The following is a 14,291-nucleotide window of genomic DNA, read 5'->3' as shown; positions in this document are numbered from 1 at the left end:
CCCTGATCTGAATTGCGGGTATGTTTATCGCAAAGGACGAAGCGGTGCAATGTCAGGGGCGGGGCGGGCTGGGGGTGTCCGACACCATGCGCTGGCCGTCGATGACGATCGGGGAGGCGACGCCGGGGATGCCGCCGCGTTCTATGGCGAGGCCGCGGGCGACGACCTGCGCGTCGGCGAACACCTCGTCGACGCGGTTGATCGGGCCGGCCGGAACGCCTGCTTCGTCTAGCGCCCAGGCGAGATCGGCCTTGCGCCAGGTGGCGATGGCGGTGGTGAGCAGTGGGATCATGGCGGCGCGGTTGCGCACGCGGGCGGGGTTGGTGGCGAAGCGGTCGTCATGAGCGAGCGGGAGGTTTAGAATCGCGCAGAGCTTGGCGAACTGGCTGTCGTTGCCGACCGCGATGATCAGGTCGCCGTCGGACGCGGCGAAGGCCTGGTAGGGAGCGAGGTTGGCATGGCCGTTGCCCATGCGGTGGGGGACCTGGCCGCTCGCCATCCAGTTGAGCGCCTGGTTGGCGAGGACGGCGACCTGCGTGTCGAGCAGCGCCATGTCGATATGTGCGCCGGTGCCGTCGCGGTCTCTCGTACGCAAGGCCGCGAGGATGGCGACGGCGGAATAGACGCCGGTGAAGATGTCGGCATAGGCGATGCCGGATTTCTGCGGGGCGCCGTCGGGCTCGCCGGTCAGCGACATGATGCCGCCCATCCCCTGGATGATGAAGTCGTAGCCGGCGCGGGCGGCATAGGGGCCGGTCTGGCCGAAGCCGGTGATCGAGCAGGTGATCAGGCGGGGATTGAGCTTGGTGAGCGAGGAATGGTCGAGGCCGTATTTGACGAGACCGCCGACCTTATAGTTTTCGATCGCCACGTCGGATGTGGCCGCCAGGGCGCGTGTTTCGGCCTGGCCTTGCGGGGTGGTGATGTCGATTGCGCGGCTGGTTTTGCCGCGGTTGGTGGAGTGGTAATAAGCGGCGTCGAGGTTTTCGCCGTTCGGGCCGGTCATGAACGGGGGGCCCCAGTGGCGGGTGTCGTCGCCGGCGCCGGGGCGTTCGATCTTGGTCACCTCGGCGCCGAGATCGGCGAGGAGTTGGCCGCACCATGGGCCGGCGAGGATGCGGGCGAGTTCGAGGACCTTGATGCCGGCGAGGGGTTTGTCAGGCAAGGGCGTGCTCCTGCGGAGGCAGGAGCCCAGGGTCAGACGCGCGACGCTTGTGGCCCTGGGTTCCCGCGTGCGCGGGAACACGGTGCTCTTGGCGCATCAGAATGCCGCGATCCCCGTGATCCCGCGGCCGAGGATCAGCGCATGGACGTCGTGCGCGCCTTCGTAGGTGTTGACCGTCTCCAGGTTCATCATGTGGCGCATGATCTGGTATTCGCCCGAGATGCCGTTGCCGCCGTGCATGTCGCGGGACATGCGGGCGATATCGAGCGCCTTGCCGACATTGTTGCGCTTGACGATCGAGACCATTTCCGGAGCGAAACGGCCTTCGTCCATCAGGCGGCCGACACGGAGCGAGGCTTGCAGGCCGAGCGCAATCTCGGTCTGCATATCGGCGAGCTTCTTCTGGTAGAGCTGGCGGCCGGCCAAGGGCGTGCCGAATTGCTGGCGGTCGAGGCCGTATTGGCGCGCGGCGTGGAAGCAGAATTCGGCGGCGCCGAGCGCACCCCAACTGATGCCGTAGCGGGCGCGGTTGAGGCAGCCGAACGGGCCTTTGAGGCCCTGCACGTCGGGGAGCAGCGCGTCTTCGCCGACCTCGACCTCGTCCATCATGATCATGCCGGTGATCGAGGCGCGCAAGCTGAGCTTGCCTTCGATCTTGGGGGTTTCGAGGCCCTTCATGCCCCGCTCGAGGATGAAGCCGCGGATGCCGCCGCCATGTTCGTCGGACTTGGCCCAGATGATGAAGACGTCGGCGATCGGCGAGTTGCTGATCCACGTCTTGGCGCCGGAGATGACGTATCCGCCGTCTACCTTGGTGGCGCGCGTGGTCATGCCGCCGGGGTCGGAACCGGCGCCGGGCTCGGTCAGGCCGAAGCAGCCGATGAACTCACCCGATGCGAGTTTAGGCAGGTATTTCATCTTCTGCGCTTCGGAGCCGTAGGCGTAGATCGGGTACATGACGAGACTGGACTGGACGCTCATCATCGAGCGATAGCCGCTGTCGATCCGCTCGACCTCGCGCGCGACGAGGCCGTAGGCGACGTAGCTCGCGCCAACGCCGCCATATTGTTCGGGGACGGTCGGGCCGAGCAGGCCGAGCTCGCCCATCTCGCGGAAGATCGCGACGTCGGTGACTTCGTTCTGAAACGCGTCGATGATGCGTGGGGCGAGCTTTTCCTGCGCATAGGCCCCCGCGGTGTCGCGGATCATGCGTTCGTCTTCCTCGAGCTGATCGTCGAGGAGGAAGGGGTCGGCCCAGTCGAATTGGCCCATGCCGGTCATTGGGTAAGCTCCAGATTGTCGCCCGAGGGCTTATGCATATACCGTTCGTGCTGAGTAGGGACTGAGTAGCCGAAGGCGTATCGAAGGCCCGTATCGAAGCACCGTTGTGCCCTGAACCCGCCCTTCGATACGCGCCTTCGACAAGCTCAGTCGCTACTCAGGACGAACGGGGTAGTGAAAGTCACAGGCTCAACACGCGATCGTCGAACAATCCGAAAGCCAACGTGGATGCATAAAAAGCGATCGCCCGGTCGCGCGGCATGGTGCGGGCCCAGTTGCGCATGTCGAACGCGGCATTCTGCAGCGCCATCAGCGCCTGCGCGGCGACCAGCGCATCGACGGCGCGGATCGAGCCTTCGGCGATGCCGTCGCTCATCGTGCCGGCATAACGCCTGGCGATGCGGTTTGAGCGTTCGACCATTTCCGCGCGGACGCTGGATGGCAGGCCGCTGAGCGCCGTTGTACGCAGCAGCGGCCCGCGTTCGGAGAACTGGACGTCGAGCAAGGTGGCGATCGTGCTCGACAGACGTTGCCAGTAATCGCCACCTGCGTCGTCCGCCAAATGCTGTGCGTCGGCGATCGTATCGAAGCTGCGCTGGTAGCAGGCGATGACCAGATCGTCCTTGGCATCGAGATGGTGGTAGAAGCTGCCTTTGGTGACGTTCAATTCGCTGGCGATCTTCTGCACCGAGGCGCCGCGATAGCCGAGTTCGTTGATCAGCCGCGTAGCCGCTAGCAGGAAGGCCGCGCGGCCGGGCTCCGACGTGTCGTGATCGAGATCGATCATCTCCGGCGCCCAGGATCGCCCCGGCGCGGCGATGCCCTGTTCGAACACGTTCATCAGCCGTGCCTCGATCCGGTCGAACTGGTCGGGATCGTAGCGGGTGAGCCAGATCGGCAGCCAGAAGGTATTTTCCAGCAGCACGTGCGCGCGCGCGCCGTGCAGATCCTTTTCGGCACGCGTCTTGGCGGGCCCCCACAGGGTGCGCGTCTTGCGGAACACCTCGCGCCATCCGGCCATCAGCGGGCCACGCGCGGGCTCCTCCATCGCGCGCAGATCGGACAGCACGGCGAACGGGGTTTCGGTGCCCGCCTGAATCGCCGCCAGCCGCCGCATGTTGATCGACAGGTATTTGGCGACGCGCGCCTGCGGCGTCGGTTCGCGCAGCGCCTCGTCGAGCATCGCCTGGAGCCGCTCCAGCGTGTTTTCGAAACAGGCGGAGGCGAGATCCTCCTTGCGCTTGAAATAATAGGTCACGCTGGTGGTGTTGAGGCCGACGCGGCGCGCGACATCGGCGAAGGTCATGCCCTTGGCGCTTTGTTCGTTGATCGCCTGCGCCGCCGCCGCGAGGATCGCGTCACGCTTGGCACGAAAACGCTTCGTGCCGCTTTCTTCATCGAACAGGTTGGGATCGGCCGCCATCGGGCATGTCTACCAAGTTCCTTTAGAAGAAACAGTCTTTTTTGGGCAGGCGGCGGAGGGCGCAAAATATGTCGGCGCGCGGCTTTACCGAAAACGCGGTACGGTTTATCGATCGACCAAAGCGGCTGATTGGAGAGACCCCATGGATTTCACGCTGAGCGAGCGGGAGACGTATTTCCGCGGTCGGGTGCGCGACTTCATCGACCAGAACATCCGCGCGCGGCAGGACGTGTATCACTTGCAATCGCATAGCGGCGAGCGCTGGAAGGTGATCCAGGTGATCGAGGACATGAAGCAGAAGGCCAAGGAGGCGGGCCTGTGGAATTTCTTCATGCCGCCGCATTCCGGACAAACCCATGTCGACGACAGTTTCGAGTTCGAGGGCACGCAGCTCAGCAACCTCGAATATGCGCTGTGCGCCGAGGAGATGGGCAAGGTCGGCTGGGCCTCGGAAGTGTTCAACTGCTCGGCGCCGGACACCGGCAACATGGAGGTTTTTCATCGCTACGGTACGCGCGAGCAGAAGGAACGCTGGCTCCGCCCGTTGATGCATGGGGAGATCCGTTCGGCTTTCCTGATGACCGAACCGGCGGTGGCGTCGTCCGACGCGACCAACATCGAAACCTCGATGGTGCGCGATGGCGACGACTATGTGATCAACGGCACCAAATGGTGGTCGTCGGGGGTGGGGGATCCGCGGTGTGCCGTCGCGATCGTGATGGGCAAGACCAACCCGGAAAGCTCGCGCCACAGCCAGCAGAGCATGATCCTGGTGCCGATGGATGCACCGGGCGTGACGATCAAGCGCATGCTGAGCGTCTATGGTTATGACCATGCGCCGCACGGGCATGGCGAAGTGGAGCTCAGGGACGTACGCGTGCCGGTGGAGAATCTGCTGCTCGGTGAAGGGCGCGGGTTCGAGATCGCGCAGGGGCGGCTGGGGCCGGGGCGTATCCATCACTGCATGCGCACGATCGGCGTGGCGGAGACGGGGATCGAGGCGATGGCCAAAAGGCTGCTGACGCGTGTCGCGTTCGGCAAGCGCATCGCCGACCAGTCGGTATGGGAAGAGCGGATCGCGCGCGCGCGGATCGATATCGAGATGACGCGCCTGCTGTGTCTCAAGGCCGCGGACATGATGGACCGCGCCGGCAACAAGAGCGCGCAGCAGGAGATCGCGATGATCAAGGTGCAGGCGCCGAACATGGCGTTGAAGATCCTCGACGATGCGGTGCAGGCGCATGGCGGCGGCGGCGTTTCCGGGGACTTTCATCTGGCGCACGATTGGGCGGCGATGCGGGCGTTGCGCTTCGCGGACGGGCCGGACGAGGTGCACAACCGGGCGATCGCGCGGCATGAGTTCGGGAAATACGCGGACCTGCCCGATGCAGTGGCGGCGAAGGAGGCAGTGCGGCGGTGACATATCCACCGTCACCCCGGACTTGTTCCGGGGTCCACTCAGCCACGCGTGCTTTGCCAACGAGGCACGGTGGACCCCGGAACAAGTCCGGGGTGACGAAAGAGGTTTGTACGTGAAAGCAGCGGTTCTTTACGCGCCCAAGACCGATCTGGTGGTCGAGGACATCGTCGTCTCCGATCCCGGTCCGCGCGAAGTACTGATCCGCACGATGGCGGTTGGCGTGTGTCGCAGCGATCTGCATTTCATCGATGGGGCCTTCCCGCATCCGATGCCGACCGTGCCGGGGCATGAGGCCGCTGGGATCGTCGAGGCGGTGGGCTCCGATGTCGCGCATCTCAAGGTTGGCGATCATGTCATCACCTTTTTCACCGTATTCTGCGGTGCGTGCGAGTTTTGCGTCTCGGGCCGGCCGAGCCTGTGCGTCGATCCCTCGACCAGGCGGGCGAAGGGCGCGCCGCCGCGGCTGAGCCTGGGCGACGGCACGCCGTTGGCGCCGTTCCTCAATCTCTCCGCTTATGCCGAGATGATGCTGGTGCATGAGAATGCGTGCGTGGCGGTGTCGAAGGAGATGCCGTTCGATCGCGCGGCGTTGCTTGGCTGTGCGGTGATCACTGGGGCAGGGTCGATCTTCAACGATAGCCAGTTGCGGCCGGGCGAGACGGTGGCGGTGATCGGCTGCGGCGGGATCGGGCTGGCGGCGATCAATGCCGCCAAGATCGCCGGGGCGGGGCAGATCATCGCGATCGATCCGGTGGCGGACAAGTTGGCACTAGCCGAGAAACTCGGTGCGACGCACGGCTTTGACGCGATGGACCCGGATCTCACCAAGAAGGTGATCGGGCTGACCGGCGGCGGTGTGCATTATGCGATCGAGGCGGTCGGGCGGCCCAACACTGCGGAGTTGGCGTGGAACATACTGCGGCGCGGCGGGACGGCGACTATCCTCGGCATGATCGCGCCGGGTGGGGAAGTGAAGATACCGGGACCGACCTTCCTGACGGGCAAGAAGCTGCAGGGTTCGCTGCTCGGCTCGACGCGCGCGCCGATCGATCTGCCGCGGCTGGTGCAACTCTATCTAGACGGTAAGCTCGATCTCGACACGATGGTGGCGGAGCGGATCAAGCTGTCGGACGTCAACGCGGCAATGGCGAAGCTGCGCACCGGCGATACGGTGCGCTCGGTGATCGAGTTCGCGTGATGGATGACTCCCCGCAGACCATGGCTGTGCCGGAGAAGGACCGGCTCGACGAGGCGAAGCTGACCGCGTGGATGGAGGCCAATGTCGAGGGGTTCGAGGGGCCGCTCAGCTATGCCAAATTCTCCGGCGGGCAATCCAACCCGACGTTCAAGATCACCTCGCCATCGGGCGACTATGTGCTGCGGCGCAAACCGTTCGGCAATCTGCTGCCTTCGGCGCATGCAGTGGACCGCGAATATCGCGTGATCGAAGGCCTGTATCCGACCGACTTTCCGGTCGCGCGGCCCTACGGGCTGTGCACCGATCCGGACGTGGTGGGGACGGACTTTTACGTCATGGGCTTTGCCGATGGGCGCAGCCTGTGGGACGGGACGTTGCCCGATTATGCGCCGGACGAGCGGACCGGCATCTACAACGCGATGTGCGACACGCTGGCGGCGCTGCACAATACCGATCATGTCGCCGCGGGGCTGGGCGAGTATGGCCGGCCGGGCAATTATTTCGAGCGCCAGGTGGCGCGCTGGACCAAGCAGTATCGCGCGGCAGAGACCGAGCCTATGGAGACGGTCGAGCGGCTGATCGACTATCTGGGGCGCACCGTGCCGGAGCAGACGCGGACTTCGGTCGTGCATGGCGATTACCGCATCGACAACATGATCTTCCACAAGACCGAGCCTCGCGTCATCGCGGTGCTCGATTGGGAATTGTCGACGCTCGGCGACCCGCTGGCGGACTTTTCCTATTTCCTGATGTCCTGGGTGACGTCGCCCGAAGGGCGCTCCGGCGTGCAGGGACGGACGGGGCCGGAGACGGGCATCCCGACGATCGAGGAGATGGTTGCGCGCTATTGCGCGGCGACGGGGCGCGATGGGGTGCCGGATCTCAATTGGTACTTCTCGTACAATCTGTTTCGGCTGACCGGAATCGTCCAGGGGATCAAGAAGCGGATAGTCGATGGGACGGCGTCGAGCGCGCAGGCGGAGAAATCGGCGGCCGGCGTGTATCGGCTGGCGGATGCGGCGTGGGCGTTTGCGTTGAAGTCGGGGGCGTAATCATTCCCTCTCCCCTCCGGGGAGAGGGTTAGGGAGGGGGCAGTACGGGGAGATGGCGCTTGTGACGGCCCCTCTCCCCGGCCCGCAGCGGGTGAACAGCGCCCCGCGCTGTTCAGATCATGCCGGGGGCATGATCGACCCGTTGCGCCCCGGAGGGGAGAGGGAGTTGAAGATGTCGCTATTTGATCTGACAGGGAAGGTGGCGATCGTCACCGGTTCGACCAAGGGCATTGGCAAGGCGAGCGCGATCGAGCTGGCCGAGCATGGCGCCAAGGTGGTGATCTCGAGCCGCAAGCAGGAGGCGTGTGATGCGGTCGCCGCCGAGCTCAACGCGCGGTTCGGCAACGGGACGGCGATCGCGGTGGCGGCGAACATCTCCGACAAAGCGGGCCTGCAGAACCTGGTCGACGAGACGCGGGCGGCGTTCGGGCAGGTCGACATCTTGGTCTGCAATGCCGCGTCCAATCCCTATTACGGGCCGCAGGCGGGGATCAGCGACGAGCAGTTCCGCAAGATCCTCGACAACAATATCGTCTCCAACCACTGGCTGATCGCGATGGTCGCGCCGGAAATGCGCGAGCGGAAGCAGGGTTCGATCGTGATCGTCTCGTCGATCGGCGGCTTGCGCGGTACGACGGTGATCGGCGCCTATGCGATTTCCAAGGCGGCCGACATGCAGCTGGCGCGCAACCTGGCGCATGAATTCGGGCCGGACAATGTACGCATCAACTGCATCGCGCCGGGGCTGATCAAGACCGATTTCGCCAAGGCGTTGTGGGAGGATCCGGCGCGGATTGCTGCGGCAAACGAGACGGTGCCGCTCAGGCGGATCGGCGTGCCGGAAGAGATTGCCGGGGCGGTGGTGTTCCTCGCCAGCCCGGCGAGCGCCTTTATGACCGGGCAGTCGATCGTGATCGACGGCGGGGTGACGATTTGACGGAGGAAAACATGCGGTTCAGCGGCAAATCAATCATCGTCACTGGGGCCGGCTCGGGGATCGGGCGGGCGGCGGCTTCGCTGTTCGCGTCCGAGGGTGGATCGGTGCTGTGCGCCGACATCGCCGAGGCGGTGGAGGAAACCGCGGCGATGATCGTCGCGGCGGGGGGCACGGCACACGCGATCCGCATCGATGCGGGGAACGAGGAGGACGTGATCCGCGCGGTCAATGTCGCCAGCGAATATTATGGCGGGCTTGACGTGATGTTCGCCAATGCCGGCATTTCCGGCGGCATGGCCAATATCTTCGATACCGACGTGGCGCTGATCACCGAGGTGCTGCGCGTCAATCTGATCGGGCCGTACCTGGCGATCAAGCATGCCGCACCCCGGATCGCCGAGCGTGACGGCGGGGCGATCGTGCTGACCGCGAGCGTGGCAGGGATCCGATCGGGCGCGGGGTCACCGGCTTACTCCGCGTCCAAGGCGGGGGTGATCAACCTGACGATGGTGTCGGCGCAGCAGCTTTCCGGATCGAACGTGCGCGTCAACGCGATTTGTCCGGGCCTCACCGAGACGGGCATGACCAAGCCGACCTTCGATTATGCGCGCTCGGCCGACAAGATGGACCGGGTCGGGCGGCTCAACCCGTTGCGTCGCGGCGCACAGCCGGAGGAACTGGCCAAGGTCGCCGCGTTCCTGGCGTCGGACCATGCGAGCTATGTCAACGGGCAGGCGATCGTGGTGGATGGCGGGCTGTCGTCGAGCCATCCGGTGACGAAACAGGAATATGGCAAGACCGCCGTGTGAGTGCTCGATCCGACTTGTCAGTGACTTCCCGTCGCGGCACTAGTTGATTTTCACGAGCGCTGCCGGGAGGGATCATGTCGGACGCAATCGGATCCTGGTCGCGGAATGTCGAAGTGGAACTGCGCGTGGCGATCTCGCCCGCTGGGCTGCTGTCGATCGCCGCGATCGTGCTGGCCGGCGCCGTCGTGACCGGTGTCGCGATCCGCGAGGCGCGGCGGCCGCGTTATCCCCGTGTTCGGAAGGACGGAGCCACAGCAGCGGCAGGATCTGACTTGGGCGGCGCCCGCATCGTTACTGAAGGGCGTGAAAGTGATGACCGCTGTCGCCCACTTCCGGACATTGCATTGAGCGAAGGGTGGCGGCATGATTGGAGCATGCTGACTACCCTTGACCTCGATCCTGAATGGGGAGCAATCGACCTGATTGAAGAGGTTGAGAAGGTATTCAGCTTCACGATCACGAAAGACGAAGCCGAACGGTGCGCCACCGTGGGCGATCTATACGCCGTTATCTGCGCCCACACGCCCGGGTGGGATACGCAAGGCGGCAAATGCGGATCTTCCATGACCTTCTATCGGATCAGGCGGTCGCTCGACCCTGATAAAGTGCAAGGCATCAGCCCTAGAACAGCTTTGACAGGTTATGGCAGGCCGTTCGCTTTGTTTAGGAAACTCAGCCGGGAAACCGGCCTTCGCCTTCCATTAGCTCGGCTGACGCCGGTCGGGATGGCCGGCGGATTTCTTCTAACTGGTGGTCTGCTTGCGGCGATCGTGACATTGCTAATTGGTCAGTGGTTAATTAGCTGCGTCGTATTTGGGATTGCGGTGTTTGGCATGATTCCGATGTGGGCGGATCGCGGAAGATTGCCAGCCGGTGTTGCGACAGTTGGCGATCTCGTTCGACGCACCGCTCCGCTGAACGCCCGCGGGCTTGAGGCGGATGGGGGACGACCATCCGATCGCTGGTCAATCCTCGTTTCTCTCGCATCGGAGCATGGTTCGTTGATGCCGGATGAGATTGCTCCAGAGACTTTCCTTCACCGGAAAAGCGTGAAGCTGGCCGCCGCCGCTTGAACGGCAGCTTCCCACCAGTTTCCGCCAAGGCGGCTTACGCCCACTTGCGGACATTCAGTCGCAAGATGCCGCGTTCTATTGCGGACGTTTCCCCCCTTCATTATTGTCGGGCAAATGACAGGGGAGGCGAACATCGCGGCTCGGGTTGCAGCAATCAGCTACACGCTCGCTATTGCCGCGATGGTATGGTTCACGTTCGCATTCTTCGGGTTCGACCTTAAGGGCGACGTCAGCGGGCTGATCGTGTTCGCTTTGCTCGCGCTATCGCCGATCCCCGTCTGCATTCTCTGCTTCCGAAGAGATTAGCGGACCTTCCACTTTCCACCAGTTTCGGCCATGGCGGATAACGCCCACAACCGGACGTTCCCCAGCGACACTAGCGTGCAGCGGCCTTCGTGCGTCTGTGCTGTCCGCCCTACGGCAGTGCCCATGTTACCGGCAGCACTGCGGTCGATGCTAAGGGACAGCCCTCTGTATCTTCCCCGGGTTTGTAGCGGGCCCGGGTAAGCGCAACTTGGCAAGTGGCCTCATCGAGTGCGGCGGAACCGCTGCTTTTCTGGACGGTGCACTTCGTAATCGTACCAGTCGCGTCGATTTCCAGAAAGACCACGGTCGTGCCCTGCTCACGAGCGAGAGCCGCCTCCTTCGGATAAATTCCAGCAAACCATTTGGATGGGTTCCCCCGTATCAATGGTGCCCTAGCTAGAACAGGGCCATCCGCTGCAGCGGAAAGTCCGAGCGCGATAATAGCAATCATGATCTCATCCCTCCGGCTACCGCTAAATCGACGCTAAACAGCTAAACGTGGTTGTCCAGCTCCGCCTACTCAGACGGACCTGGCATGCTACCGGTTGACGTTACCGCTCTTACTATCGTTGCGTTGATAATCACCCTGCTCACCTCTGTTATGGTGGTTCCCATGCGTGACTGGTGAACGTCCGCTTTCCACCACGTTGCGACATTGCGATGGGCAAAGCGGCCCCCATAAGCGGACGGTCGGCAGTCGCCCACTTGCGGTCGTTCGTGGCAACGGTCACCGTAACCAGCTTCGGACGGCTCATCGCCTAGCTAGCCAGCGATACCTAACCGAACGCTCTACGGTTCACGCCATGATTGTAACTCGTGCGGCAGTCCGCGTGCTGCTTTCCACGCCGCTTTCAAGGTGCGGATTAAAGAGTAGCATCCCCAGCCCAGCATAGCCGCAGTGGAGACAAAGAACACGCCGTAAAGGAAGTTGCGGGTGATACTCGATGGATCGTCGGTGTAGCGGAGGGCCATGAGCGCCGCGAGGCCGGGCATCTCTAAGAGAACAAGCGTGAAAAGTTGTCGCCAGCGTGACGAGGCGCGGCTAGCCGACTCCCACCGATACAGCCTGTCTAGTATGTTTGGCCTCAGCGACACGCTCCGAATGTCTGCTATTTGGGAACGATTGTCAAAAGCCGCCGGGCCGCTAACCACCACTTTCGGCCGTTCAGGCCGGGGAGCCGTCCAACGTCCGCAAACGCCCGATCATGGCCATTCGAGGCAAGTCGCATGCTTCCTGATTGCGGACGTTCACGGAGCAGCGCATTCTGAAGGGATGGAACATGCATTGCTTGCGGGGTCCGCGACCCGCTTCTGCGCCATCTTGGCCGTCGCCTTGTCCCTGATGACGGGCGGGCTTGGGGGTTGTTCGGCCGGTTCGTCTAATGAGGCGTTGCAGCAGCGCTCCTGCGCAGCCCGCTTTTGCGCAGAAGTTCGATTTGACGCCGGGGGAGGTGCAGCTACCTCAACGTACTCCAGCGTCTACGTTTCGACCAAGGACGGGGCTGATCGCCGCGTCATCTTATCGGGCGATAATATGGATCATCTGGCGCTTCGCTGGTACGGCGAACGCACCCTCCAAATCCGATACTCCGGAGGCACTATCGGCTCGTTCACAAACACGTGGAGCGCCTCGCGGACTTCGGGAAACGTTGGGGGTGACGTAGAAGCAGTGCTGTTAAAAGTGAAGGGCAGCTAGTCGCTATTAGCTGCCCGAAAGCGTACGGTCCGCTGACCACCACTTCTAGCCGGCCCCGGGCCGCGTGGCGCTAGTACGGCTTCCACCGCCCGATCCACGCATCGACGATCCGCGCCAGCACGCTGAGCGGCACGCCGCCTGTGCCGACGACGAGATCGTTGAACGCCTTCACATCGAAGCGGGGGCCGAGCTCGGCGCGGGCCTTGGCGCGGAGGCGGTTGATTTCGTTGTGGCCGGTCTTGTAGCCGAGCGCCTGGCCCGGCCAGGCGCAATAGCGGTTGAGTTCGCTCTGGCATTGCGAGAGCGTGTAGCCGGTCGCTTCGCCGAACCAGCGCGTCGCCTGTGCCATGGTCCAGCGCTTGTGATGGAGTCCGGTGTCGGCGACGAGGCGACTGGCGCGGAAGTTCATCGATTGCAGGTAACCGATGCGGCCGATCGGATCGCGCTCGTAGAAGCCGACCTCGTCACCAATCTGTTCGGCGTACAGGCCCCAGCCTTCGCTATATGCGTTGAACGCGAGCAGGGTGCGGATCAGAGGAAGATCATAGGTATATTCACCCTGCCAAACATGGCCGGGAATGCCTTCGTGGAAGGTCAGCGTGGGTAGGGCGAAACGCGGCCAGATGCCGGTGTCCTTAAGGTTGATGTAATAGGCGCCGGGCGTCTTGCCGTCGATCGATCCGGCCGAGGCATAGCCGTTGGGCATGCCGTTCTCGATCGAGGGCGGCACGCGCTTGACGTCCAGGCGACCGGGCACGAGCTTGTTGAACGCGCGGGGCATGCGCGGGCGGATGTCGGCGACGACCTTGTTGAGGTAGGCGAGCAGTTCGGCCCGACCCTGGTCGGTGTTGGCGTAGAGCATGTCTGGGCGCTTGCCGAGTTCGATTAGGCGCTGGCCCACCGTGCCCTTGGTCAGGCCCTGAGCCTTTAGCAATACGTCCATCTCGGCGGTGAGCGCGGCGACCTGTTCGAGGCCGGATTGGTGGATCTCCTCGGGCGTGCGCTTGGTGGTGGTGCCGGCCTCGACCAGCCAAGCATAGGCTCGTTCGGCGCCGGGGAGCTTCCACATGCCGGGCGTATCGCCGGCTTTTGGCTTGAGCGCCTCGAAAGTTGCGGCCTGGCGGGCGAGCGCCGGGGCGATCTTTTGGCTGGCGATCTGGGCGGCTTGATCGGACCAGGCGCCCGCGACCCCTGCCTTCTTCGTCTTGGCGGTGAACGTGGTGACGAGGTTCCACTCGGGGACCGGTTGCGCGGCGGCGGCGGCGAGTTGCGCGGCGGTGATGTCGATCAGGAAGCGCGGCAGGATGAATCCGGCGGCGGCGTCGGCCTGAATGCGAGCGGTCTCGGCGTCGAGCTGCACGGGGTAGGACTCGAGGCGGGCAAGATAGGCGTCGGCGTCGGCGCGGTTGGCTACGCTGTGCTTGCTCTCGAGCATGTCGGGGATTTCGGCGAACGCGCCGGTGCCCTGGCTGACGATGTACGGCGTGCTGCGGTACGAGGCGTTCTGGTTGAGGATCGCGACATCGCCGTGCGGGAGCGCGGCGAAGCCATCATGCGCGAGATCGTAGGCGGCTTGCGTGACATCGACGTCGATGGCGATCTGCGGGGATAGAGCCGAGCGATCGATGTTGCGGAGCTGGGTGCGGCGCACTTCGATGCGGGCGAGGCGAGTCCGATCGGCGGTGAGACTGTGATCGGTGAGCGTTGCCTTGAGTGCGGCCCGTGCGTTCGTGTCCAGGCCGAGCTGTGTGGCGCCTTCGGGGAAATCGACGAGCAGTTCCTCGGCGATGCCGGATAGCGTGTCGCTGGCAGCCGCGTCTCCGGGGGCGGACCTGGACTTCTGCGCGATGGCGGGGAGGGTGGTGGCAAGACCGGCGATACCGGCCTGGGCGAGGAGCGTGCGGCGATTCAGCATAAGCGCCAAGGTGGCA

Annotated in this window: 12 protein-coding genes; 7 read left to right on the top strand and 5 right to left on the bottom strand. The window is 64.0% G+C overall.

Annotated features, from left to right (window positions below; all coding sequences use genetic code 11):
- Nucleotides 1-52 precede the first annotated feature (52 nt).
- From NV382_RS04805 to NV382_RS04795, 3 genes are all read right to left on the bottom strand, one after another.
- Nucleotides 53-1,165, bottom strand: a complete 1,113-nt coding sequence (locus NV382_RS04805) for a CaiB/BaiF CoA transferase family protein (protein ID WP_260599389.1) — start codon at nucleotides 1,163-1,165, stop codon at nucleotides 53-55.
- A 96-nt stretch (nucleotides 1,166-1,261) separates the two neighbouring features.
- Nucleotides 1,262-2,446: an acyl-CoA dehydrogenase gene (locus NV382_RS04800; protein ID WP_260599388.1), complete on the bottom strand. Its 1,185-nt coding sequence runs from the start codon at nucleotides 2,444-2,446 to the stop codon at nucleotides 1,262-1,264.
- A 181-nt stretch (nucleotides 2,447-2,627) separates the two neighbouring features.
- Nucleotides 2,628-3,869, bottom strand: coding sequence for a TetR/AcrR family transcriptional regulator (locus NV382_RS04795; RefSeq protein WP_260599387.1), 1,242 nt, complete (start codon nucleotides 3,867-3,869; stop codon nucleotides 2,628-2,630).
- 142 nt (nucleotides 3,870-4,011) lie between these two features.
- Here NV382_RS04795 and NV382_RS04790 point away from each other — a divergent pair, with 142 nt between their 5' ends.
- The 7 genes from NV382_RS04790 (at nucleotide 4,012) to NV382_RS04760 (ending at nucleotide 10,664) form a co-directional block, all read left to right on the top strand.
- Nucleotides 4,012-5,289: an acyl-CoA dehydrogenase family protein gene (locus NV382_RS04790; protein WP_260599386.1), complete on the top strand. Its 1,278-nt coding sequence runs from the start codon at nucleotides 4,012-4,014 to the stop codon at nucleotides 5,287-5,289.
- A gap of 112 nt (nucleotides 5,290-5,401) precedes the next feature.
- The gene (locus tag NV382_RS04785) at nucleotides 5,402-6,487 is read left to right on the top strand and encodes a Zn-dependent alcohol dehydrogenase (protein ID WP_260599385.1); all 1,086 of its coding nucleotides are present in this window, start codon (nucleotides 5,402-5,404) and stop codon (nucleotides 6,485-6,487) included.
- The gene (locus NV382_RS04780) at nucleotides 6,487-7,539 is read left to right on the top strand and encodes a phosphotransferase family protein (protein WP_260599384.1); all 1,053 of its coding nucleotides are present in this window, start codon (nucleotides 6,487-6,489) and stop codon (nucleotides 7,537-7,539) included. Before NV382_RS04785 ends, NV382_RS04780 begins: the two co-directional genes overlap by 1 nt.
- 172 nt (nucleotides 7,540-7,711) lie before the next feature.
- On the top strand, nucleotides 7,712-8,476 hold the full coding sequence (locus NV382_RS04775) for an SDR family NAD(P)-dependent oxidoreductase (RefSeq protein WP_260599382.1): 765 nt from the start codon (nucleotides 7,712-7,714) through the stop codon (nucleotides 8,474-8,476).
- Nucleotides 8,477-8,487: 11 nt separating this feature from the next.
- Complete coding sequence (locus NV382_RS04770; protein WP_260599381.1) at nucleotides 8,488-9,285, top strand: SDR family NAD(P)-dependent oxidoreductase; 798 nt, start codon at nucleotides 8,488-8,490, stop codon at nucleotides 9,283-9,285.
- Nucleotides 9,286-9,359: 74 nt separating this feature from the next.
- Nucleotides 9,360-10,358: an acyl carrier protein gene (locus NV382_RS04765; protein ID WP_260599380.1), complete on the top strand. Its 999-nt coding sequence runs from the start codon at nucleotides 9,360-9,362 to the stop codon at nucleotides 10,356-10,358.
- 114 nt (nucleotides 10,359-10,472) lie between these two features.
- Nucleotides 10,473-10,664, top strand: a complete 192-nt coding sequence (locus tag NV382_RS04760) for a hypothetical protein (RefSeq protein ID WP_260599379.1) — start codon at nucleotides 10,473-10,475, stop codon at nucleotides 10,662-10,664.
- A 109-nt stretch (nucleotides 10,665-10,773) separates the two neighbouring features.
- On the opposite strand, the gene NV382_RS19620 is transcribed toward NV382_RS04760, so the two are convergent.
- Nucleotides 10,774-11,115 carry an energy transducer TonB gene (locus NV382_RS19620; protein ID WP_418066755.1) on the bottom strand — a complete coding sequence of 114 codons (342 nt, stop codon included), beginning with the start codon at nucleotides 11,113-11,115 and terminating at the stop codon, nucleotides 10,774-10,776.
- A gap of 1,315 nt (nucleotides 11,116-12,430) precedes the next feature.
- Nucleotides 12,431-14,275, bottom strand: coding sequence for a DUF885 domain-containing protein (locus NV382_RS04755; protein WP_260599378.1), 1,845 nt, complete (start codon nucleotides 14,273-14,275; stop codon nucleotides 12,431-12,433).
- Nucleotides 14,276-14,291 lie beyond the last annotated feature (16 nt).

The sequence above is a fragment of the Sphingomonas endolithica genome, from assembly GCF_025231525.1.
Lineage (GTDB): Bacteria > Pseudomonadota > Alphaproteobacteria > Sphingomonadales > Sphingomonadaceae > Sphingomonas > Sphingomonas endolithica.
Note: the sequence above shows the minus strand (reverse complement) of the source record. Positions and strands in the feature narration are given on the sequence as shown.

What these genes read in the sequence shown, in the direction of transcription:
- NV382_RS04800 (WP_260599388.1), bottom strand. Translation starts at nt 2,446, where the DNA reads ATGACCGGCATGGGCCAATTCGACTGGGCCGACCCCTTCCTCCTCGAC.
- NV382_RS04795 (WP_260599387.1), bottom strand. Translation starts at nt 3,869, where the DNA reads ATGGCGGCCGATCCCAACCTGTTCGATGAAGAAAGCGGCACGAAGCGT.
- NV382_RS04790 (WP_260599386.1), top strand. Translation starts at nt 4,012, where the DNA reads ATGGATTTCACGCTGAGCGAGCGGGAGACGTATTTCCGCGGTCGGGTG.
- NV382_RS04780 (WP_260599384.1), top strand. Translation starts at nt 6,487, where the DNA reads ATGGATGACTCCCCGCAGACCATGGCTGTGCCGGAGAAGGACCGGCTC.
- NV382_RS04775 (WP_260599382.1), top strand. Translation starts at nt 7,712, where the DNA reads ATGTCGCTATTTGATCTGACAGGGAAGGTGGCGATCGTCACCGGTTCG.
- NV382_RS04770 (WP_260599381.1), top strand. Translation starts at nt 8,488, where the DNA reads ATGCGGTTCAGCGGCAAATCAATCATCGTCACTGGGGCCGGCTCGGGG.
- NV382_RS04765 (WP_260599380.1), top strand. Translation starts at nt 9,360, where the DNA reads ATGTCGGACGCAATCGGATCCTGGTCGCGGAATGTCGAAGTGGAACTG.
- NV382_RS04760 (WP_260599379.1), top strand. Translation starts at nt 10,473, where the DNA reads ATGACAGGGGAGGCGAACATCGCGGCTCGGGTTGCAGCAATCAGCTAC.
- NV382_RS19620 (WP_418066755.1), bottom strand. Translation starts at nt 11,115, where the DNA reads ATGATTGCTATTATCGCGCTCGGACTTTCCGCTGCAGCGGATGGCCCT.
- NV382_RS04755 (WP_260599378.1), bottom strand. Translation starts at nt 14,275, where the DNA reads ATGCTGAATCGCCGCACGCTCCTCGCCCAGGCCGGTATCGCCGGTCTT.